The organism is Euzebyella marina (genome assembly GCF_014855515.1).
GTDB classification, from domain to species: domain Bacteria; phylum Bacteroidota; class Bacteroidia; order Flavobacteriales; family Flavobacteriaceae; genus Euzebyella; species Euzebyella marina.
Window position 1 is genome coordinate 144450 of sequence record NZ_JACYFK010000001.1, and the last position, 22664, is coordinate 167113.

Annotated in this window: 18 protein-coding genes; 11 read left to right on the forward strand and 7 right to left on the reverse strand. The window is 35.3% G+C overall.

Annotated features, from left to right (window positions below):
- Window positions 1-12 precede the first annotated feature (12 nt).
- The 11 genes from IL356_RS00565 (at window position 13) to IL356_RS00615 (ending at window position 12468) form a co-directional block, all read left to right on the forward strand.
- The gene (locus IL356_RS00565) at window positions 13-864 is read left to right on the forward strand and encodes a class I SAM-dependent methyltransferase (RefSeq protein ID WP_121847724.1); all 852 of its coding nucleotides are present in this window, start codon (window positions 13-15) and stop codon (window positions 862-864) included.
- Window positions 865-1049: 185 nt separating this feature from the next.
- Window positions 1050-1547 (forward strand): T9SS type A sorting domain-containing protein, encoded by a 498-nt coding sequence (locus IL356_RS00570; protein ID WP_162987804.1) that lies wholly within the window; start codon window positions 1050-1052, stop codon window positions 1545-1547.
- Window positions 1548-1739: 192 nt separating this feature from the next.
- Window positions 1740-3323, forward strand: a complete 1584-nt coding sequence (locus IL356_RS00575) for a T9SS type A sorting domain-containing protein (RefSeq protein ID WP_121847722.1) — start codon at window positions 1740-1742, stop codon at window positions 3321-3323.
- Window positions 3324-3327: 4 nt separating this feature from the next.
- Window positions 3328-4071: a hypothetical protein gene (locus IL356_RS00580; protein WP_121847721.1), complete on the forward strand. Its 744-nt coding sequence runs from the start codon at window positions 3328-3330 to the stop codon at window positions 4069-4071.
- 361 nt (window positions 4072-4432) lie between these two features.
- On the forward strand, window positions 4433-5587 hold the full coding sequence (locus IL356_RS00585; RefSeq protein ID WP_225621354.1) for a glycosyltransferase: 1155 nt from the start codon (window positions 4433-4435) through the stop codon (window positions 5585-5587).
- A 95-nt stretch (window positions 5588-5682) separates the two neighbouring features.
- Complete coding sequence (locus tag IL356_RS00590) at window positions 5683-7947, forward strand: hypothetical protein (protein ID WP_121847719.1); 2265 nt, start codon at window positions 5683-5685, stop codon at window positions 7945-7947.
- Window positions 7948-8185: 238 nt separating this feature from the next.
- Window positions 8186-9178: a glycosyltransferase family 4 protein gene (locus IL356_RS00595; RefSeq protein WP_121847718.1), complete on the forward strand. Its 993-nt coding sequence runs from the start codon at window positions 8186-8188 to the stop codon at window positions 9176-9178.
- Window positions 9175-9843, forward strand: coding sequence for an acyltransferase (locus IL356_RS00600; RefSeq protein WP_121847717.1), 669 nt, complete (start codon window positions 9175-9177; stop codon window positions 9841-9843). The genes IL356_RS00595 and IL356_RS00600 overlap by 4 nt, the downstream gene beginning before the upstream one ends.
- Window positions 9844-9853: 10 nt before the next feature.
- Window positions 9854-11023 (forward strand): glycosyltransferase, encoded by a 1170-nt coding sequence (locus IL356_RS00605; protein WP_121847716.1) that lies wholly within the window; start codon window positions 9854-9856, stop codon window positions 11021-11023.
- A complete protein-coding gene (locus IL356_RS20210) occupies window positions 11016-11561 on the forward strand; it encodes an LbetaH domain-containing protein (RefSeq protein ID WP_121847715.1) in 546 nt (181 codons plus the stop codon). The genes IL356_RS00605 and IL356_RS20210 overlap by 8 nt, the downstream gene beginning before the upstream one ends.
- Before the next feature lies 1 nt (window position 11562).
- The gene (locus IL356_RS00615) at window positions 11563-12468 is read left to right on the forward strand and encodes a glycosyltransferase family 2 protein (RefSeq protein ID WP_121847714.1); all 906 of its coding nucleotides are present in this window, start codon (window positions 11563-11565) and stop codon (window positions 12466-12468) included.
- Window positions 12469-12483: 15 nt separating this feature from the next.
- Here IL356_RS00615 and IL356_RS00620 read toward each other — a convergent pair whose 3' ends face one another.
- The 7 genes from IL356_RS00620 to IL356_RS00650 form a co-directional block, all read right to left on the reverse strand.
- Window positions 12484-13527, reverse strand: a complete 1044-nt coding sequence (locus IL356_RS00620; RefSeq protein WP_121847713.1) for a sugar-transfer associated ATP-grasp domain-containing protein — start codon at window positions 13525-13527, stop codon at window positions 12484-12486.
- A 21-nt stretch (window positions 13528-13548) separates the two neighbouring features.
- The gene (locus tag IL356_RS00625) at window positions 13549-14877 is read right to left on the reverse strand and encodes a phenylacetate--CoA ligase family protein (RefSeq protein ID WP_162987803.1); all 1329 of its coding nucleotides are present in this window, start codon (window positions 14875-14877) and stop codon (window positions 13549-13551) included.
- A 123-nt stretch (window positions 14878-15000) separates the two neighbouring features.
- Window positions 15001-16266, reverse strand: a complete 1266-nt coding sequence (locus tag IL356_RS00630; protein ID WP_121847711.1) for a WcaI family glycosyltransferase — start codon at window positions 16264-16266, stop codon at window positions 15001-15003.
- A 67-nt stretch (window positions 16267-16333) separates the two neighbouring features.
- On the reverse strand, window positions 16334-17455 hold the full coding sequence (locus IL356_RS00635; protein ID WP_162987802.1) for a glycosyltransferase family 4 protein: 1122 nt from the start codon (window positions 17453-17455) through the stop codon (window positions 16334-16336).
- Between the two features lie 66 nt (window positions 17456-17521).
- Entirely contained in the window at window positions 17522-18919 is a 1398-nt protein-coding gene (locus IL356_RS00640; protein ID WP_121847709.1) for an O-antigen polymerase, read from the reverse strand.
- A 45-nt stretch (window positions 18920-18964) separates the two neighbouring features.
- Complete coding sequence (locus IL356_RS00645) at window positions 18965-20329, reverse strand: lipopolysaccharide biosynthesis protein (protein WP_162987801.1); 1365 nt, start codon at window positions 20327-20329, stop codon at window positions 18965-18967.
- A 19-nt stretch (window positions 20330-20348) separates the two neighbouring features.
- On the reverse strand, window positions 20349-22652 hold the full coding sequence (locus IL356_RS00650; protein ID WP_121847707.1) for a GumC family protein: 2304 nt from the start codon (window positions 22650-22652) through the stop codon (window positions 20349-20351).
- Between the last annotated feature and the right edge of the window lie 12 nt (window positions 22653-22664).

Consider the following 22664-nt stretch of genomic DNA (forward strand, 5'->3'; position numbering starts at 1 on the left):
ACCGTTCAATCGATGAAACAATCATTTAGCCTTAAGCAAACCTTGAAATTGTGGAGTGGTAAATCTTTGACATTCTTAATGCCTGAGAGAGCATCGACCATTTCAAAAGAAGGAATGACTATTGTCACAAACAAAAAGTGGAAGAAAATTGATCTTCTGATCAGAGCACACTTACTCAAAGAGGCTGAAAAAAAAGAAGATTTTGAAACCCTTGCCCGTTATCAAAAAGATTTCTGGATAAGTCAAGGAAAAGCTTTTTTCGAAACGACACAGCATAGGTTTGAAGACACCTTTATCAAAGATTGCGCATTTATCTTCGAACATTTAGAGACTGAATTGAATCAACATGCAAATCAAGATTTTCATTTAATTGAAATCGGTACGGGAAACGGTCGTGTTTTGGAGTATTTAAGCGAAAAGTTTCCACAAATAAAAAATCTAACAGGCATAGATTTAAGTAAAGAACAGATTGAAATCAATAAGAAGAAATTCTCTACAAACAAGAAATTGAATTTTATTTCGACAGATGGCTTTAATTGGGTCATGAATAATGCAAAAGATTGTATGATATTCGTGACATCGCTGGGGGTGTTGGAGTATTTCACTCAAAATCAATTAGAACATGTCTTTGAAAGGATATCGGAATTCCGCTTATCGTTTCTTGTAATCAGTGAGCCTAAGGGAATCAATCATGACTTTAACACCAATCAAAATTCAGAAATCTATGGCCCTGAACATTCATTCTCACATAACTACCCTACCTTATTAAAAAAAGCCAACTTAAAAATTTGGCACGAATCTTATAAAAAGCTAGAATCTGATGACTTCCTGTTTTGTTTCATAGGAGCTAAAAGCAAATTATGATTCGATATTTTAGCGCTTGTTGAGACCATCTTACCTAAAGAATTTCTACTCGTCAAATATATTTAAGGTTTAAATTTCACACTCCCATTTCTTCGACCAAACGCAACTTTAGCTACCGTTAATCGAAAAAATAGCGTCAGATTTATGCAATTATACTAGTAGGCCCATCGGCTCGTTTGAAAAAAATGAACCGAATCTTACCTATTTTATTCTTTATAGCGGCTTTTTATGTGTCAAGAGCACAGGAATTGCCAGAATCAAAAGCTCCCACCGTTCTTGATAATCAAATTAATACGTCTGGCGGAACTGCGCTTACGAGTAAAGGCTCAATTTCCTACTCTATAGGCTCACTCTTAGTTTCCGGGAATTTAATTGCATCCAATCAATCAAACGATATTAATCTTACGGCAAAGACCTCTACAAAGAATGTTTCTATCGAACCTGCTGAAGTATTGGCCTACCCTAATCCGACAACTGATTACATTCTTGTCGACATCACAGATTTTGACCTTGAAAATGCCCAGTATCAATTATTCGATTATGCGGGAAGATTGCTAGATAACGGTTTAATAGAAACAGCTACGACCAAAATTCCCATGGCTCATCTAAAAAAATCTTACTATCTATTAAAAATTACGGTATTGAATAGTTTTGAACAGACATTGCAAATCATAAAATTATAATATCAACTATCGAGTTTATTTGAATAAGATTTATAAGTCTTTTTCTTGTTAAATTTTTTATCATTTCACATTCTAATAAAGGTGAAATTCTACAAGTCTTAAAAGAATAACTTTTCAGTGTTTTAAGTCATCCATCTAGCAGTTCTCATTCGTATACACAACGCGCTTTGTTTCCCAAACTGAACGCTACTTATGAGAAACCTATTTATTGGGCTAGTTTCCCTATGGCTACCCTTCATGACCGTTTTTTCCCAATCGGCAACAGTTTTGCCCGATTTAGACACAGTGAACACTTCAGGTGGTGACGCCGTATCTCAAACAGGTTCAGTTGCTTACTCTTTAGGGTCTATTTTCTATGCTTCGCTCTCTTCCAATGAAATACAATTCAATGAAAGTGTTCAACAAGCCACAGGAGAACTTCTTACCGAAGAAATTTCAGAAGAATCTATCGAAGAGGTTATTCAAGAAAATGCTGAAGATATTAATGCGGCAACCCCAGTAGGAGATGATGGAGACATTGAACTAAATGAAGGTATTCAAGAACATGAGAATCAACTTGATTCTGTAAATACCGAAGAAGATGAAGGGCTAGAAACCGGCAACAATGAAAGTGAAATTCATGATAATATGGAGAGCGATGTACATAACACTGATATATCTTCTGGAGAAGAAGTAGAACAAGACCTACATAACCGTGACAACCAAATCGAAACTCCAGACGAACTTACACCGGAAACTCATTCTATCACTGAAATTACTTCTGATTCTCATAATGAGGTAGAGCCCATAATAAATTCTGAAAACACCCCTATTCAGGACAACGTAGATTCTATAGCATCTTCGGAGCAAGAGGCAGAACTAGAACTTGGTCAAGATGACAACATCGAAACTACAGAAGAAAGTCGAGCAGAAACCCGCTCACTTAGTGATAACAATTCTAATTCCCAAAATGAAGAAGAACAGATGATAGACTCGGAATACAGTTCTGTTGATGTTGATTTACAGTTTAATGAAATGGACGCAGAAACCTGGGAAGAAAATATTTCCTTGGATACGAATACGGACGAAAAGGATGAATTAGAAGTTCGAGAAAACGCGCAGAATGAGGTGCCTGATGTTCTGTTACCAAGTCAAGACGGCAATAATCAAATCTATCACCTCCCCTCTTCGAATAATATAGATACTATTGAACGTCAAGATAACATTGAAGAAAATATCGATCCGTCATTACCACCATCAAACACAATCGGAAACAATTTTATAATTGACCCTCAAAATAGTAGTGGTAATCCCGAAGAAGAGGACGATTACCTTATTTCCGATGAATCCCCAGAACCGATTGAAATTAACCCCGATACGAACGAAGAACTTAACGAAAACCCACTATCGGACATTTCAGAATCAGATACTATCCAAGAAAATAATTTCATCCTTGATGATGGCTGGAATAATGTAGACGATGCCAATCAAAAAATACTCATCGCCAGAGACCATATTTACGATACAAATAATGACTTACAAGACAATATCGAGCAGCTTGAAATCGTTACCTATCCAAATCCAGTCACTGAATACGTAAAAATCAAAATAATAAATTATAACGAGCAACTGACTTGGTTAGAACTATATGACTTACAAGGACAAATGATTCTGAAAAAATCAATTGAAAGCAGTCTGACCAATGTTCCACTAGGATATTTAAGCGCTGGCACGTATTTACTCAGAATATTTATACAACCAGTGGGATACCGGTCATTCAAGCTCCTGAAAAAATAAAGAAATGAATAAATTAATAGTATTAGCTTTTTTGTTTTTCTGCCTAGGGGCAGTCGCCCAAGCTCCTGAAAAAATAAGCTACCAAGCCATTGTAAGAGCTTCTGACAACAGCCTGGTAGCCGATTCACCAGTAAGTCTTCGCCTTATCATAAGGCAAGGTAACGTAAATGGAGCCACAGCTTATGAAGAAACGCATTCTGCCAAGACGAATGCCAATGGCCTAGTTAGCATAGAAATTGGGTCTGGAGACCGAACAAATGGTGCATTTAATCAAATAAAATGGGAAAACGGTCCTTTTTTTATTGAAACGCAGGTCGATCCTAATGGAGGAACCAATTATTCAATAATAGGCGTAAGCCAACTTTTGAGTGTACCTTATGCACTTTACGCTAAATATGCCGAAAATGTCACCGGCAGCGCACCGAACACAACCTCCGAACCAAAAATCGCAACTATTATTGATTTTATTACTTCAAGACCAATAGAAGAGCAAGATGTCAATAATACTATTGCCTGTACCAAATCAGGTGTTCTTACTTTACCACTAAACTTCTCTAAAATGCAAGTTGGCGAAACCCTGAACCTAGAAGCACATAACGGTGCAGTTCTAACCATACAGGCAGACCCAGGAGTTCATATTAACTATACCGATGGCGGCAAAGCTACTTTTGAAAGTGAGAGTGGCAATGTACGTTTTGGTCTATTGAGAAAAAGCAAAGCAAACTCCTATATTATTTCTGGGCAATAAATAAAACATACAACAGTCGCTTGACTTGTTTTTTCTGTAGTTTACAGAACGATTTACTTTTCCGTCCATTTTTTTTCTCATCTTAGCCCTCAAATCGGGGTGATTTTTATTTCTGAATTGATTTGAACGGTTATAGCCGTATCAAATTATTATATTGAACTTTAATAGCTGATAACCAATCGTTAACGTTCAACAAATAGTTTCCCTATTAATTCAGTCTTATTTTACCATTTTAAATTCCCCCCATTTACATCAAAGACCAAACAAACTAGAGAAGTGTTGTCTACGAATTTTTTATAAATACCAGACAACTTCATATAACCGTACAAGACAGATGAATGTTCTTCATATTGTACCAAGCATGAACCCAGATCATGGTGGCGTTTGCCAAGGTATTCGAAATTCTATTCCTGAGATGAAGAAGAATGGGATTCATTGTGAGGTATTAAGTTTTGATGAAAGTAACGCCCCTTATCTAAAACTTGACAAATTCAAGGTTCATGCTCTTGGCGCGGGCCGTTCGCTCTGGCAATATAACAAGAAACTGATCCCCTGGCTGACAAAAAATCTTGAACGGTTTGACATCGTCATCATAAATGCGTTATGGCTTTATCACAGCTATGCAAGTATGAAATCGTTTTTAAAGTATCGTCGCTTAAACAATAAACAACCCCGTATATATGTTATGCCTCATGGCATGCTCGACCCCTATTTTCAAAAGGCCAAAGAACGACGGTTTAAAGCGTTTCGAAATAATGTATATTGGAATCTAGTAGAAAAAAAAGTGGTAAATGAGGCCGATGGCCTGTTGTTTACTTGCCAAGAAGAATTGTTACTGGCGCGAGACACTTTTCCCGCTTATAACCCTAAAAAAGAAATTAATGTTGGCTATGGCATTCAAGAACCCCCTTTGAGGTCTTCAGAAATGAAGACAGCTTTAAAAGTAGCCGTTCCTGAATGGGATGAAAGGCCATTTTTTCTTTTTTTAGGTAGAATCAATCCTAAAAAAGGGATCGAACAATTAATTAGGGCATATCTGAGCCTTGAGCAAACGTTACCCGATTTACCTCAGCTCGTTATAGCGGGACCTGCCGATCATTCATACGGGCGAAACGTCAAAAATCTGGCATCATCTTCTTCGAAAATTTTATTTCCCGGCTCATTATCTGGGCACTCTAAATGGGGTGCTTTTTACGAAAGTGGCGTTTTCATTTTACCTAGTCACCAAGAAAACTTCGGGATTGCCGTAGTGGAAGCATTGGCTTGCAGCACTCCGGTACTAATAACCAAAAAAGTGAACATTTGGGATGTTATTCATAGTTCAGAAGCCGGGGTGATCATTGACAATTCTGAAGAATCTATACTCGATTCCTTAAAAGACTGGCTTAGTTTTTCAGATAGTCATAGAAAAAATCTAGCGCAGAACGCCCACAAAGCCTATTCAAATTTCTTTACCGTAGAAAAGTCTACCAAACAGTTTATTCAAGGCATTTCATGTAGCCATACTTTAAATTAAGTAGTTATTTTAAAATACTACCTAATTGTTAAGTTGCTGATACAATATTATTTTTGATATTGCGTATTACTTTTTAAGATCTAGAGCTTACTACAATGAACTACTTGAAATACCTTTTCATCATACTTGCCGTAACTGCTCAAGCGCAAAACTATAGTTACGGATTGGAAGAAAAAAAACCAAAAACTGTTCAAGAAGAAATAGAGCCAGTTAGCGAAAATCTACCTGAAAGAGAAATTTTTATTGTACCCAGCGACTTCAATTGGTCAGTAATTCCGAACGAATTGCAAAATACCATTTGGGAAATCGAACATAATTTCGACCTTAAAGGACAAACTGTAGTTTTACCAAAAAACGTATTAATAAGATTCAAAGGAGGTATTTTACAAAATGGAGAACTCCGTGGCGATAATACAGAAATCGAGACATCAGACAAATCGCAGATATTTGCGGATTTAGAATTAGCGGGTACATTTAAATCGGAATATCTAAAGCCTTATTGGTTTGGCGCCATAATGGATGGAATTCGAGATGATAGACTGGAACTGGTTGAAACTCTCAAGCAAGCAACATCTATAAAAGCTAAAGTCCTTATAGAATATGATATTTTTCTTGATTTAGAAACAACAGGCAATAAATCTATTTTTCTAGATAATAATTCTTGGTTAGAAGGAAAAAATAGTCCTAACATAATAATTAATAACTTATTTTCTCCAGCATTTTTTATAGCATTAACTAAAGATGTCACTATTAAAAATCTAACATTTTTATATGACCAAAGTTATGAAGCCAATTTCGGATGGAATGAGAAGATCCATAGTACCAATACGGTATTTTTGGCAAATTATCTCACTGAAAACCACAACTTGAAATTTGAATCTAGCACACCTATTACCAAGTCTCCGATTTCGTGGAGGTCCGTGATTTTTATGGATGCGCCCGAAGATGTATTGCTTGAGAATGTTACTATCAAGGCCAAAGGCTCAAAAGCAAATCAGTTTATCCAATGGGCTATTAAGCTTAAAGAGGAATATAAGCCTAATCAGGTGATAATTGCTAAAAATAGAGGTGAGACCAAAACACCTAAAAACATCGAGTTAAAAAATGTTACTCTTGACGGGGTTATTATGGGCATCCAAGGGATAGTAAGCGACTTTAAATCCTCTGGTTTACAATCGTACAGATATTCTGATGTCCAAGATGCTAATGGCAATAGTATTGGAGGAAGTGGTACTGGCGGACAATATTGGATGCACCCTCCGCATTTGATTTATTTAAATAGTGATGACTCTCCAATTTTAGAAAGTAAAAATATCATTATTAACAACACAACAGATTACGGCATATATGTAGGGAGCGAAAAAGTTAGAGGATCACATGGTTATTGCCATTCGCTAAAATTAGTAGACAACATAACGAATGCAAAAGTTTCGAATTATAAGAGCTATCGAAGGGACGGCCTATGGGATTTGGGAAATTTAACCAATTCTGAATTTAAAAACATTTATTCAGAAAGCACATCCGAAATATTTGATGATTCTTGGAAGTTTCAAGCTGCAAGGTTCTTAGGAGAGTTAAATAATTGTTTGTTTCAAAACATAACTGTCAAGGATGTGTCTGAAACATCACAGATATTTCCTTGGGACGTTACGCATGGCAATCAAGTTATAATGGACAACGTTCAGATTTATGTGAACGATTTGAACACAACAGAAGACGGGCCATTTGGCATCTATGGCTCAAATAATCAAGTAATAAATTCTGGATTACATATATCAAAACACAGTAGCTCAAACGAGCATCTTGGTGTAATAGCAATTGACACAGAAACTAGACTTAAAGGATATAACAATCGTTACGAAATAACTGTTAAAGGTTGGAGAAAATTGACTGATTATTTCGTATCCGGAAAATGTATAAAGTTAATTATTCAAGACAAATCCAACCCAAATATTAATTCAAATTATGGTAAAGTTATTGATGAGACCAACAACTATATTTCGGAAGTTTTAAATGGAAAAAGAACTGATTATTGGTCCCAAAGTGAATCAACAAAAATTTTGGATAAGAATGGGGTGCTACTTAACACAAAAATACCTAATTCCTTTTCCGTAACCAGCGTCAAATTAGTTAAAGGCAGCTCGAATGATCTTAACAAGTCTTGGAACCTAATTGCCGATTCGTCAGACGGGGAAGTGTTGATTGCTGAGATTCCCCCGGGTAGAATGGAACTAAATAAGAATTTAGACCTAGGTCCATTTAAGCTTAATCAAGGTGTTTATCTTAAATCCAACAAAATGAATACCAGTAGTGGAAATATTAATATTTCGATTCAGTTAAAAAGAATTGTTGCTAATTGATAAAGACATCAACAATTCTGCACTAGCTTAATTAATTATTTAACCACACACCTTATTAAATATAGATACTGCAAAAAAAAAACAAAAACCTCAATTTAGAATTCAAATATTTGAATTTATAGCTTATTTCCTTCACCTTTACATCCCTTATATTAGGTTGAAAAAGAAGATTTAGTAAGGCTCAACTATAAGGAAGATTCTATTAAACTGGCTGAATATTTAGAACAACATTCTTTAGATGAGATTGACATATATTTTTAGACATCCAAATGTAGGATACTCCATTCAAAGAGTTTTTCAAACAATTATTCAAGGTATAAAGGAGAACAACGAAATGAATGTTTCTGAGTTCTTTTTGCCTAATCCTAGATCTGACATAAAATCAATCTTAAAAAATGGCCGGGCCCTAAAAAAAAGCTCTTCGAAGAATATACATATTACCGGCGATGCACACTACCTGTTATACTTTTTAAAAAAGAATAGCTCAATCATTACAGTTCATGATATTATGTATTTATCTTATCTGAGCGGATTAAAAAGAGTAGTTTGGAAAATATTATACGTAGTTTCATTAAAAAGGGCAAAAAAAATTATTTTTATTTCAGATTTTGCAAAAAATCAAGTTTTGAAGGAAGTTTTCTTACCTGGTGAAAAATTTACAATAATCCCAAACCCAATTCCTCCTGAATTCGCTCATCATCCGAAAAATTTTGACAAAAAAAACCCAACAATTCTTCACATTAATGGTCATTTGGAAAGAAAAAATCTGGGCAGAACAATTGAAGCTATTCAGAATTTAAAGTGTAGACTCAGAATCATAGGTAAATTAAGCTCTGCTAATATTAATTTATTGAATAAGTATAATATCAGTTATTCAGTTGCTCAAAATCTTACTAATGAAGAGGTTATTAATGAATATATTAATTGCGACATTGTAAATTTCCCTTCACTACTCGAAGGGTTTGGTATGCCGATAATTGAAGGGCAAGCAATAGGAAGGCCAGTTGTCACTTCAAATATTCCTCCAATGAAGGATGTTGCTGGGGAAGGAGGATTGACCGTAGACCCAAAAAGTGTTCTTGAAATAAGAGAAGCTTATAAAAACCTGATCGAAAATGATGAGTTTAGAAATAAAGTTGTAACCGACGGTTTGATAAATGTTGAACGATTTAAGTTAGGTCGAATTGCCCAACAATATCAATCGGTATATAATGAGTGTTTTATATCATGAAAAAAATATTTTCAGTCTTAATTATATTTTTGCCTTGGGGTTTACGACGTTACTTTTTACTAAAAATATGGAATTACGACATTCACCCTTCTGCCAAGATTGGCTTAGCATATGTCTATCCCAGACATCTAATAATGGAAGAGGGTAGTAAAATAGAACATTTTAATATTGCTATTCATTTAGACTCAATAATAATGGGGCGAAATTCATCAATTAATCGCTCGAATTGGATAACGGGCTTTCCTACTCTAACAAAATCACAGCATTTCAATCATCAATCTGATAGAAAAAGTAGTTTAGTTTTAGGAAAAGAAGCGTCGATAACTAAAAAACATCATTTAGATTGTACAAATCAAATAAGTATTGGCAACTACACTACCATAGCAGGATACCATTCTCAATTATTAACACACAGTGTAAATATTTATGAAAACAGACAAGACAGCTTACCAATAACTATTGGAGATTACTGCTTCGTAGGAACCAATTGTACTATTCTTGGTGGAGCTGCACTTCCCAATAATTCTGTTTTAGGTGCAAAGTCATTATTGAATAAAAAATTTATTGAAGAGTTTTCTCTATATGCTGGTGTGCCGACTCTCAAAATCAAGGAGATAGATTCTTCTGCAAAGTATTTTCACCGTAAAACAAGATTTATAATTTAAAATTAGGAAAATGAAAATACTTCGAATAATTCCAAGCATGAATCCTAAGCAAGGAGGACCTTGCCAAGGTATTAGAAATGCTATTCCAAAAATGGCGGAAATGGGAATTGTTAACGAGGTAGTTTCTTTCGATAATCCTCAAGCTGATTTTATAAAAGATGATTCATTTCAAATACATGCTCTAGGAGAAAGTAAAACTCCTTGGAAATATAATGACAAGCTTGTTCCTTGGCTTGAGAATAACTTATCGAGCTATGATTTTATAATCATTCATGCATTATGGCTATATCATAGTCAAGCCAGTGTTAATACCATAATTGAATTCAGGCGAAAACATCACAAGGGACCTAAGGTTTTCGTTATGCCGCATGGTATGCTAGACCCTTATTTTCAGAGAGCTAAAGAAAGACGCATCAAGGCTTTAAGAAATAGACTTTATTGGAAATTTTTTGAAAATGACGTTGTGAACAAAGCCGATGGGGTATTATTCACCTGCGAGGAAGAACTTCTATTGGCCCGTACCACTTTTCCAAACTACAAGCCTCACTCAGAAATAAATGTCGGCTACGGAATACAGGAGCCCCCTAAATATTCCGAGGAAATGAAAATTGAATTTAAAAGTAAAGTACCAAAATGGAATGGAAAACCATTCTTGCTGTTTTTAAGTAGAATTCACCCTAAAAAAGGAATTGACTTACTAATAAATGCCTATTGCCAATTAGAAAAAAAACATAGCCATTTACCACAATTGATTATCGCTGGACCGAATGAAAGCAAGTACGCCAATGACATGATGAAACTGGCCCAACCTTCTGATAACATCATTTTTGCCGGAATGCTTGGTGGATTAGCTAAGTGGGGGGCCTTTTATGAGAGTGAGGTATTTATACTACCAAGCCATCAAGAGAACTTTGGTATTGCGGTCGTCGAATCATTGGCATGCGCAATACCCGTATTAATAAGTGACAAAGTGAATATTTGGAGAGAAATTCAAAAAGGGAAAGGAGGAATCGTTAGTAACGACAATTATAAAGAGACCTACGAAATGATAGACCAATGGCTTAATTTATCATTGAAGGAAAAAAAAGAGATGAAAAAGAATGCCTATCAAGTTTTTTCAGATCATTTCACAATAACTAGAGCTGCCCAAAATTTCATCAATCAAATTGAAAATGCATAATACGGACACTTATACAGGAGCCTCATTCTCCCTAAAAAATCGATTATCAAGGCTCGTCTGGAATTTTGTATATACGCTTCTGTTTAAGTATTCACCTCGTCCTCTACACTCTTGGCGCTCATTTCTTCTTCGTGTTTTTGGAGGCAAAATTGGCAGAGGGGTACACATCTATCCAAAAGTAAAGATTTGGGCACCTTGGAATCTAATTATTCATGATGAAGTCGGAGTTGCAGACGGCGTCGACCTTTACTCGCAAGGTATCATTACTCTCGGCTATAGGGCTATTATCTCGCAACGGGCCTATCTATGTACCGGAACTCATGATTATACCTTAAAAGGCCATCCACTTTATACTAGACCCATTAACATAGGCCCCATGGCATGGGTCGCAGCCGAATCTTTCATAGGGCCCGGAGTCACCATTGGCGAGGGGGCAATCGTGGGGGCCAGAGCAGTGGTATTTAAAGATGTGGCACCTTGGGAAGTGGTAGGTGGAAACCCTGCTAAATTTATAAAAAACAGAGAACTAAAAAACTGATATGCTATCTATTTCAACAATCATTCTTACCTATAATGAAGAAAAGCATATTGAGCGATGTATACTCAATGCTCAAAAGTTTTCTGATGAAATATTTTTAGTAGATTCTTTTTCAAACGATAGAACCGTCGAAATAGCTGAGTCTATGGGTGCAAAAGTCTATCAAAATAAATGGGAAAATAATTATGCCAAACAATTTAATTGGGGATTGAACAATCTTCCGATTGAAACAACATGGGTCTTTCGGTTAGATGCCGATGAATATTTAACCAACGAGTTGGTTGAAGAAATTCATTCAAAAGTGTCACATTTAAGCTCAAACATCTCAGGCGTGGTATTTGAACGAAAAATGTTCTTTCTAAATAAACTCATGACCAAGGGCATGCTTCAAATGAATATGTTACGCTTATTTAAATATCAACAGGGTTTTTGTGAAGAAAGATGGATGGACGAGCACATTATATTAACGAATGGGGAAAGCATACTATTTGACAATTATTTTGTAGATCATAACTTGAACTCTTTAGGTTGGTGGACACAGAAACATAATGGCTATTCCATTAGAGAAGCGGTTGATCTTTTAAATCTTGAGCTTAATTTTTTAGATGATAAATCTAAAGGGGCATACGGCAAGAAATTATCAGAAGATGCCGAATCTAAGAGGGAAAAGAAAAAAAAATACGCCAACATGCCATTATTTGTAAGGGCCTTTATTTATTTTTTGTATCGCTACATCATTAAACTAGGGTTCACCCAAGGAAAAGAAGGGTTCTTATGGCATTTTCTTCAAGGTTGGTGGTATAGAACTCTTGTTGATGCAAAAATTTATGAGATAAAAAAGGAATGTGGAAACAATCCCGGCCAAATCAAAGCTTTTATTAGCAAAAATTACGATATTCATTTATAGTCTCAACTCAGTTTTTCAGGAATACTGGTGCCAGTTTAAATCATGAAAACAAGGCCCTTGGGTGGCTTCTGAAAATTTAATATCATTACTATAGCCGTTCCATTCTATCAAAACCGGTTTACTGCTACTATCAACGATTACGTCCCAACCAATGCTACCGACCATCAGCATTCTATTGTGTAATCTAATGACCATATTTACACAATCCTCAAAATTAGGAAGGTATTTGTTCGCGAAGCCGACACTGCTATCAGGGTGTTTTTCTATTCGATGCCAGTTAGGCAGATACCCTTCGTTCGAGAGTAAACCTGTATTCATATCTATAGGTATTCGAATATGTGAAGAGGATTGAACATGTGTATCCATGACACGTCCTAACCTTAAGTAACTTGCCCGCAACTGAACTTCACCCATTAAATCTAGAACGGTCGTTAATCTAATGGTTGCCACAGAATTCGAATTAAATTTTTCGAAGAAAGAGTTTTGAACAATGGGCCTTTGAATCGTAAAATTACCGAAGCCTTGTAACCTTTCAAGATCAAATTCATTTCTACCCATGAAAAATATACCCTTGCCCTGGGCGGTATCGTCAAGTTTACAGACTACCTTATCATCGTTTGAAAAAATTAAATCGGCTACATGTTGATTTTGTACCCAATAATAATTTTGATCAAACCAACTTCCATTTATATAATAAGCCAAGTCTGGGCAAACGCGCTCATCAAATAATTTATGGCTAAGAGACTTTAAGAACGAAGTCTTTCCATAGTCCCCTTGAATTCTAGTAATCACATTTCTCCCATAAAAATTATCTGGGATCCATCCTTCTAAAAACTCACCTCTCACTGACGTGTATACCTTTAACCAAGGAGCGAATCTGACACTTCCAAAAACATCTTTTGCATATTCTTCTGCATTTCTTAATTGCTTCTTGTCGGCAAGACCATTTACCTTTTTAATGGAGAAGAGTATTTCATTGGCGCGTTTATTAGAAAAGTAATGGTACCTTTCATTTATTAATGATTCACCAATTTTTTTTACACACAGCTTGAAATTCATTTATTTTGCATCTAAATATGATTAAGTAAATTCATTGACAATCAAAGGTGTTTTCACATTATATCTTTTAATTTTTTTCACCCTTTTGTGCTCAAGTTGAATTTCATATCTAGTTCTTTTTCTAAGTAGCTCAATCATTTTAGAAGCTTCCTCTGCTCCATAACTCGCTTTTCGGGAAACGTAATAAAGGCAAACGGAATAATCAGACTTCTGATACAGCTGTATTTCCTTAAAAAACTTCATATACCCATTAAACATTGCCATTATATGTTCACCCCTTATTAGAAGTCCGGAGGGGGTTTTAATATTTTTGGTTTGCCTACCTTTCACGTTCTCCATCAATGGTAATCGCACTCCGCAACTACAACTAAAATCTAGTGCCTTGCCTTCATCCCCAATCTCATATCTTATTAATGGAAAAGCATAGTTCGTTAAATCGGTCAGTAAAATCTTTCCAGTTTTATTGGGCGGCAAGGGTTTATTATTCTCATCAACAAACTCTACGTGAACTTTGTCTTGCATTATATGAAGACCGTTTTGAGACCTGCATTCTGCTGCGATAAGTAGAATTTCGGTATTACCATATTGATCACAGACTGGCGCTCCAAAAGCTTTTTCTATAATTTCCCTTTGTTCTTCAAACAAAGGTGCTGAAGTAACCCAAACCATTTTCGGAGCCTCTATTTCTATATTATGATCCAATAGGTAAAGAGCAAATTCAAACACTACATCTACATAACCTTGTACCAAGGCAGGTTTGATCCGATTGAATCGTCTAATAAACTTTTCAATCTTTTTCTCATTGAAATCTGCCGCGGCAAAGAATATTCGCCTTGTCGGCCACCAAATAATAGAATTAAAGAACCTTTTCTCAATAGGTCTTTCGTATCTATAAATAAAGGCTTGATTCTCCCATGGCTTTACCCCCCACCAGTTTAAAATTCTCCATCTTGTAGGTGTTTCCGGTCGTCGTTGATCGTGCAAAACTGTCACTGGGCTTCCTGTACTTCCTGAGGAACTAGCTCTTCTGTAATCAGGCGATTTAAGCCCCACCGATTTAATCTTATTAAAGTTGCCTATTAAATCAGTCCTTGTAAGTACAGGTAGCTGGCAAAAGTCTTTTTCATCAATAATTCCTTTACCAAGACTAAGGTGATTTTTGTATTTTTCTTTATAGAAGTCCGAATTTTGGATTGCATGATCAATCAGGCTTTTTCTTCTCTCAAAGTTTAATTTAGAAACATCCCGATTTTTCAAATCATATTCCGCTTCTAAATACTGCTTATTCAACTTAGACATGGCAATCTTTGTTTTGGCCAAAAAGATTATTCGTGCTAAGCTATTCATCATAAAAAACCAGATTTTCTTAGGTTTATATCATTATAAACTATAAAAAATAAATTTATTGACTATGAGTTTATAAGCTAACTAAATTTTCTATAGATATAATTGAACGTCTATTAAATTGTCTTATTATTGATAGTTAAGTAGTTTCTTTTCAAAAGCACCCATCACTTCGTCCAAAGCCAAATATCGTTCGGCATATGTTCTAGCATTTCTTCTCAAAATTGCCTGGCCGTCGTCTTCGTAAATACTCAAAATTCCATTATTCAATGCCTCTTGATTTTCAGCTTTGACCAAAACACCTATTTGATGATTTTGTACGACCTTGTATAAGCTTGATCCTTTATTTGCCGTAATCAAAGCCAGACCGCCGACCGACAAAATGGTGGTCAATTTCGATGGCATAACAAGATCACTTGCATTTTCTTTCTGTATGACCAAATGTAAATCGGCCATATTCAAAAAAGAATTGAATTCTTCTTTTGGCTGTAATGGCAAGAAACGAACATTATTCAAATTCATATTCTGAGCCATGGTCTCCAATATTTCTTTGTAAGGTCCCGTTCCGCAAATTGCAAATTGAATTCTTGTGAATGACTTCAGCTTTTTAGCTGAATGTAATAGAGCATCTAGGCCCTGTTTTTCACCGATAGCACCAGAGTACAACACTACCCAATCATCTGTATTAAAGCCAAATTTTTCTTTTAAACTAGTCTTCGATTTTAATAGGGGATAGAAACTTTTGGTATCTGTCCAATTAGGAAAAAACAGTAACTGTTTCTTAGCTTTTCTTTCTATCCGTGATATCATACCCTCTGAAATACTGCTAATGATATCTGTATTTCTAAATATAAATCTCTCGGTACCAAACAATACTTTTAATAGAAAGGAAGATTTAATCAACCCAAGATCTTGGGCAGCTTCAATCTGTAAATCTTGAATATGATACAGATGCCTAGAACGTCTAAATTTTTTATAAAGAACTCCTAAAATGCCAGATTGAAAGGAGGGGGCTATACTGATCACCCATTCAAATTTCTCTTCTAACAATAGGGGTAACATACGAAATAATACCGAAATCGAAAATGTTGTGTCTAACATCATTCTTTTTACACCACTAGGTTCTTTAGGCACGTACATTGGACATCTAATAACTCTTAGTCGTCCACCAGAACTAAATTGATGAAGCTCTTTTTTGTACCAAAACCTAGAGCTTCTATAAGGCTCCTGTACCTTCCAATCAGGGTAGTAAGGGTAAGCTGTTAGTACTGTACAATCATGACCACGCTCTGCCAACCAATGCATCATCTCCCCAGAATACTTACCAATACCGGTCAATTCTGGTGCAAAGTTATATCCTATAAAAAGTAAACGTTTACTAAAATTTCTATTCATATTTTTTATCCTCGGGATACATCCTTTTTTTAAAAACGAGATTTACCTTATTAAGATTATCTATTCATTAGTCTTGCACTGAGTCAAGCACCTCTAAATACGTCTTCTCTATTTCGTCTAAAATCACTTTTCCGGTAAAGCGTTTGGCATTTTCCTTACTTTTAAATATGTATCCTTCCCTATCGCTTTCGTCCAAATTCAATAAACTATCAATCGCTTTTGCTTCGGTCTTTGCCCATACTGTCAGGTCACCATAATTAACGCTATTGCTAATATACCACGCCGCATCACCGCCAACCTCGTTCATAGGAGCGTCATCAGTTGTAATTACTGGACAACCGCAAGCCATGGCCTCTGCCACAGGCCAACCGAACCCCTCATAAAGCGAAGGGAATAAAAATAATAAGGCACCACGATAACATTTTACGAGCATGTCATTACTTATATTCTTGAAGAAATAAATATCCTCTTTGAATGAGGAAGAATCATAGGCCCTATATATCTCTTGATTTGGCTCGTACCCCACCATAATCAAAGGAAAATCTTTCTTAGTTTGTTTTCTCCATTCTGTATAAAGCAAGATGACCCCTACTCGGTTCTTATAAAAATCATTGCCTCCGACATGTAAAATATATCCCTTATCAAAATTTTCACCCAAGCTCATACCAACCTCCTTTCTAGCCACATCAATATTCCCTAGACTAAATATGGGATCGATAGCATTATAGATTTGATTATTAATAGTTGGTGACCTTTTTAAAAAAGTGACTAGTTCTTGTTGTGTCCGTTTTGATACGGATATAAAATTTTGAGCCTGTGAAACCCCTTTCAAAATTAATTTCTGATAAATTTTACCTGTTCTTCCTGTAGGGTTTTGAGCTATTTGCCCTATTGAAGATTTTAGTGCGGTAAAGTCATGACAATGAACAATATGATATTTGTTTTTCAAAATCGGCATCCACATACCCAAGGCTTGGTCTATTAACACATAAAGGGTGTCTTTAGATAGTCTTTGGGTTCTAAAGAGCAGAACTATCGGAAATAGAATAAACTGATCAATATAACGCAGCCATTTATTGAACTTAAATGGTAGATTTTTATTAGAAAAATATGGTTTCGGAAACCATACCTCGACATTATGCCCCTTTTCAACTAAACCATTCTTCAAGAAGGAAACATACCTTTTCATGCTGTAACCTGTAAAATGCTGATGGTGATTTAAAAGAACTATTTTCATATATACACAAACCAAAAATCATTCAACACCCTGTAATTCGGATGATTTAAAATATTCTCTATTAGTGACTTTATTTGATTTTATAGTTATAAAATTAGTACTATGGATAACATCAATAATTACAACCATAATCAAGAATGCAACGGTATCCGCTAGAATTGCATCAAGCTTAGTTTCAATGGAAAAACTAAGACTAAATAGTGAGTAGACAACATACAAGGCAACTATTGAGTTGCCAAAAATGAATTTATTAACCGCTGTTATGAATTTCCACAATTTATATATAAACAAATAGAAAAATATAGTAATTAAAGCCCCTAGGGTTGAATAATCAGCAAGAGCCAACAATAAAAAAGAATCAGCTGAATCATAACTTATATGCTGTCTATCTTGTAAGACTATTTCTGAGCCAAGTCCCTTACCTGGATTAATAAATTTAGGAATTGCATGATCAATCGCAGATAATGTTATACCTCCCCAAGTTATATCCCTATCACTATCATTTCTCGCTATCCAGTAAATTGCTCTATAAAGATTTATAGCCCTAGTGTCTGTGAGGTCTGATGCACTATTACTAGTTTTACTGTAATTATCAATCCCGTATTCATAAATTTTTTGTACTGAAGTAAATGGTTCTTCTATCTTAAATTCTACAGAAGTGGTCCTGATAACATTATAAAAAGGAAAATAGATGAAATATATAAGAGCCCCAAAAATCAGGGAATAGGATATAAATTTTCGATTTATGACTTGCCGATTGATAGAGTAAAAAACAACAAATCCAAATAGGAAGAATTCAAGTAAATCTCTTCTTGAAAGCATCAAAAAGTTTATCAAAAAAAGAGATAAGGAAATCAATAGTAGTATGTCAATTTTTTTATTCTTCAAATTTTGACACAGCAGTAAAATTGGTATTATTACACCAAATCTGAAAATGGTTGAAAAAAACTTTATTAAGGAAGATTGCTCATATGTTGCTTTAGAGCTTTCATTTTGAATCGTATCGAATGCAGTTATAAAAGAAGTTTGAGGTATATAATATACTAAAGAAACGACGGGAAGTAATATCAGTAAAACCTTAAAAAAAACACTTATTTTGATTTTTGGATATTTCTTTATGAAGTAAGTGATATTAATAGGGCTATTATTATCTGGAACTATCAATGAACTTGCAATTAAGCTGCCTATTAGAAAGAATAACAAATAAAAAAAGACGTAAATGGATGTTTCCGTAGTAAGTATCCCTATAGCATTAAATACCTTCTCATCTGATTTCAAGGGAATAACAACAAAAAAAAGGGTGCTAAAAAGTACTAATAAATCAAAAAAGTTCAAATCCTCTTTTCTAATAACCTTCTTAACTACAAAAAAAGATGGAAACAATAATATAAACGAAAGAGCTTTGATTAAAATCATGATTAAGTATTAATTAAATCCAGCTTTCTTTTAAAACTATATAAATTATGTCAGAAGGCTCTTTTTAATTCTAAAGATAAAGTTCCGTAAATCTCCCAGTCCTCCGCTAAACAAATCATAAATGTTCATTCTCATTAGTTTACAGGCTTCAGGGAGCACTAAAAACAATAAAATAATATCTAGTGTAATTGTTCCTATGGCGGCGCCCACAAGTCCAATTTTTTCGGCCATCACATAAATCGTCCCGACCGAAATTATGGCTCCAGTCAACCCATACAACCCCATTTTCCTTGGTTTGTTAACAGCTCTAAAAACCATCTCCGCTGTATACCATAAAGCGTTTAAAAGCATTCCGGACACAAAAATGTACCACATCGCGCTAGGCACTTCCAATTCATTATTGGTCCAAACTTTATAAAACCAAAGACCAAAAAGAGATAAAAAAATAAAACCGATTACCGAAAGGCCAAAAACACTGATGATGGCAACCCTAAATATTCTTTGTGCCACCCCCCAGGCGTTCTTGCCAATTTGATTTATCAATTCAGGAAAAACTGTCGGCTCGACCAAATACAGAATCTGATTGAAAGATCGACTTAATGTTCTTACCGTGTTAAAAACAGCAACCGACTCAGCACCTAAAACTATTCGCACTACGAATGTGGAGCCTTGAAAATATATTATTTGCCAGAGCGGCAACATTAGATAGCTCAAACCTTTAGTCGTTATATCTTTTAGGATTAAATTATCTCTACGTCCTTTATGCGACTTGAATAAACCGATAACAGATTGACCTTTCAACCAGTAACCAATAATAAAAATTATCATCACCATTAATTGAGACAAGGCAAACTCAACTATTCCATAACCCAAAAGCAATACCAATAGTCCCGCCAATACGTTGGCTAAAGCCTTAAAGGATACCAAATTGATACTTAAAGAAGCTCTTTCGGCCGCCCTGTAGTAAGCCTCTATCAATTGCCTGTAAAAAGAAAGTAATTGTGTGAAAATTAAAATAGATACTGCTATAATCGCTTCTTGGGAATCAATAAGTGATTTACTGAACACATCAAAATAATTCAATAAATACAACACTAAAAAACTTAACAATAAGGCTAAGAGAATGGTTAGGCTTATAACGTAAATCCCTGTCTTATTGATATCTGCTGCCTCTTGCTTTTTATTAGCCGCATATTTCAAAACAAAACTATTAGCTGCTGCAGAGCCAAAACCAAAATCCGAAAAAGCAATAACAGTAGGAACAATGGTTAAGGTCAACCACTCGCCATAATAGGCCGCACCCCAAGAGCTGATAAAAAAAGGAACTAAAAAAAGCTGTTCTAAAACTCTTACGCCTTTTTGAAACACCGAGGCTAAACCATTTTGAAACATCCTCTTCTTAACAGTCATTTCCTAGAATTAAGAATTATTAGACTCCTGATTGATATCCATAGGCACTTAACGTCTCCGTTCCATTCAATACAACCATTGTATTCTTTAATTTTTTCATATGAGAAATTCTCTCCAAGATTTTTAAATGATCCTTACCTGTATAATCTTTTCTCACGATATAAAGAGTACTATCAATAAACTTGTTTAACGCATAAGCATCGGAAATCAAGCCAACGGGAGGCGTATCGATTATTATTCTATCAAATTCATTTCTCAAATGATTAATCAATTGACCCACCTTTTCACTTAACATAAGCCTTCCAACATATTGAACCGACTCTCCCGGAGGTATCACATAAAGGTTTTCAATGGTCTTATGTTTCTGAACAATGTCGTCCACTTCATATTCACGATTAAGGATAAAATCCGTGATACCAGGAGACCGCTTATTCATCATTAAGTTTTCGATTAACTGAGGCTCACGCAGGTCAAATGATAAAACTGCAACCTTCTCGCCATTGAATGCAAGTGTGACCGCAAGATTGGAGGCAATAAAAGTCTTACCCTCACCTTTAATCGATGAGGTTACTAATACCACTTGATTCTTATCAGTTTTGTTAAAATATTCCAAATTAAACCGTAGAAGCTGAAATAACTCTGCTGTAGGCGTTCTAGAGTCTTGAGAAAAGTCAATCAAACCTTTTTTAGGGTTTTTCGAGATTTCACCTAAAACAGGGGCCGACACTAATGCTTCTAATTCTTCAACGTTAGTCACCTTATTACTCAATATATCCTTCGCATAAATAATTGAGAAAGGAAGAAACAACCCTAGTAAAAAACCACCTAGATAAAGAGCCGTTTTATTTGGCGCTACAGGATACATACTTGCCTTTGGAAGGCTCACAATTCTCGTAGATGAAACAGGGGCGGCAAGAGAAAGAACCTCTTCTTCTCTTTTTCGTAGAAGATAAAGATACAGGCCTTCTTTAGTACTTTGTTCCCTACTGATATCTAACAATTGACGCTCCATTGCTGGCACTTTGGCAATTTGAGCATCATACTTATTGGCATTCGATTGTAAATTTCGCATAGCAATTATCAAACCGTTTTTTGCGCTTCGAACATTCTCTAAAATAGCCGAGCTTAATTCTTGGAGGTTACGGTTCATATTCAAAATTAAGGGGTTGCTGCTTGACGCTGATTGAGACAGTTGCTTCTTTTCGAAAAGAGTCTGATTATATTGTTCTATAATGCTGACCAGAGCAGGATCATTAGAACTTAAAGCACCAGGAATTGGAGTGTCGGAATTGCCCCTTGACAGATACTCTTCAATCGACTCCATAACATTAATTTGTGTTTGGTAGTCGGCAATCATTCTTTTATAATCGTTCGCCTGTTCTATGTAAACGTCTGCATTACTACTCACATTGGTCAAATCATTTCTGGTCTTAAATTCTTCAACCGTTCTCTCAACACCACTTATTTCTCCAGATAAGAGTTTAATGCGATCATCTATCATTTTAATAGTGTTTTCGGCCAATTCATTCTCATGTTTGATCATTTCCTGCACATAAGCCTCTATCAGACCGGCAACGATATCTTCTCCCTTAACCTTATTATTACTCAAAAAAGACAGTCCAAGAAGATCTCCAGTTTCATTTACCCTATTTACACTTAAACTTTCCAAGAATTCATTTACTACTATATCAGTATTTCGAAGTACAAAATATAATGGCTTATCTGAATGCTCAAACTCTACTTCTGGTTTAAGGTTAATTGTAAAAGTTGCAAATGGAGCATTAACCAAATCGCCAAAAACATGCGTTTCATTATAGTCAACTCCCTCTAGTGAGGCCTTAATCTCATAATTACTTTCATCTACAATAGATATATATATGGGCTCATCATATATCACTTTTGATTCAGTCTTATCTACCAAGATCTTTAGAGGCACATCGTCACCATACACTTCTACGTCGCGAATATTGCCCTCAATGAAAAAGCTGACATCAAGCCCCATTTGATTGACCACCTTTTCCATCAAACCGGACGAGCTTAAAATTCCAATCTCGTCAGCTACATTATAATTGTTTTTGATTAAACCCAGACTCTTTATACTTTCATTCTCTACCGCGCCTTGCCCTTGGTCTTTATTCTTTACCAATATGGTACTGGTTACCTCAAATTGTGTCTGGGCCGCATAGCGTAGATATAGAAAAACTGCTAATAAACAGAGAACAACCCCTAAGGAAAACCAAGGCCAATATTTCAAATATTTGAAAAATATTTTTCCAAGATTCTTTTCCTCTCGTTCACTAAAACCTTTGTCAAATTCTGTCATAATAAATTACTA

Bases quoted from the DNA above. Each gene is read 5' to 3' on its own strand.
- IL356_RS00565 (WP_121847724.1), top strand. From the start codon at position 13: ATGAAACAATCATTTAGCCTTAAGCAAACCTTGAAATTGTGGAGTGGT.
- IL356_RS00570 (WP_162987804.1), top strand. From the start codon at position 1,050: ATGAACCGAATCTTACCTATTTTATTCTTTATAGCGGCTTTTTATGTG.
- IL356_RS00575 (WP_121847722.1), top strand. From the start codon at position 1,740: ATGAGAAACCTATTTATTGGGCTAGTTTCCCTATGGCTACCCTTCATG.
- IL356_RS00580 (WP_121847721.1), top strand. From the start codon at position 3,328: ATGAATAAATTAATAGTATTAGCTTTTTTGTTTTTCTGCCTAGGGGCA.
- IL356_RS00585 (WP_225621354.1), top strand. From the start codon at position 4,433: ATGAACCCAGATCATGGTGGCGTTTGCCAAGGTATTCGAAATTCTATT.
- IL356_RS00590 (WP_121847719.1), top strand. From the start codon at position 5,683: ATGAACTACTTGAAATACCTTTTCATCATACTTGCCGTAACTGCTCAA.
- IL356_RS00595 (WP_121847718.1), top strand. From the start codon at position 8,186: ATGAGATTGACATATATTTTTAGACATCCAAATGTAGGATACTCCATT.
- IL356_RS00600 (WP_121847717.1), top strand. From the start codon at position 9,175: ATGAAAAAAATATTTTCAGTCTTAATTATATTTTTGCCTTGGGGTTTA.
- IL356_RS00605 (WP_121847716.1), top strand. From the start codon at position 9,854: ATGAAAATACTTCGAATAATTCCAAGCATGAATCCTAAGCAAGGAGGA.
- IL356_RS20210 (WP_121847715.1), top strand. From the start codon at position 11,016: ATGCATAATACGGACACTTATACAGGAGCCTCATTCTCCCTAAAAAAT.
- IL356_RS00615 (WP_121847714.1), top strand. From the start codon at position 11,563: ATGCTATCTATTTCAACAATCATTCTTACCTATAATGAAGAAAAGCAT.
- IL356_RS00620 (WP_121847713.1), bottom strand. From the start codon at position 13,527: ATGAATTTCAAGCTGTGTGTAAAAAAAATTGGTGAATCATTAATAAAT.
- IL356_RS00625 (WP_162987803.1), bottom strand. From the start codon at position 14,877: ATGATGAATAGCTTAGCACGAATAATCTTTTTGGCCAAAACAAAGATT.
- IL356_RS00630 (WP_121847711.1), bottom strand. From the start codon at position 16,266: ATGAATAGAAATTTTAGTAAACGTTTACTTTTTATAGGATATAACTTT.
- IL356_RS00635 (WP_162987802.1), bottom strand. From the start codon at position 17,455: ATGAAAAGGTATGTTTCCTTCTTGAAGAATGGTTTAGTTGAAAAGGGG.
- IL356_RS00640 (WP_121847709.1), bottom strand. From the start codon at position 18,919: ATGATTTTAATCAAAGCTCTTTCGTTTATATTATTGTTTCCATCTTTT.
- IL356_RS00645 (WP_162987801.1), bottom strand. From the start codon at position 20,329: ATGACTGTTAAGAAGAGGATGTTTCAAAATGGTTTAGCCTCGGTGTTT.
- IL356_RS00650 (WP_121847707.1), bottom strand. From the start codon at position 22,652: ATGACAGAATTTGACAAAGGTTTTAGTGAACGAGAGGAAAAGAATCTT.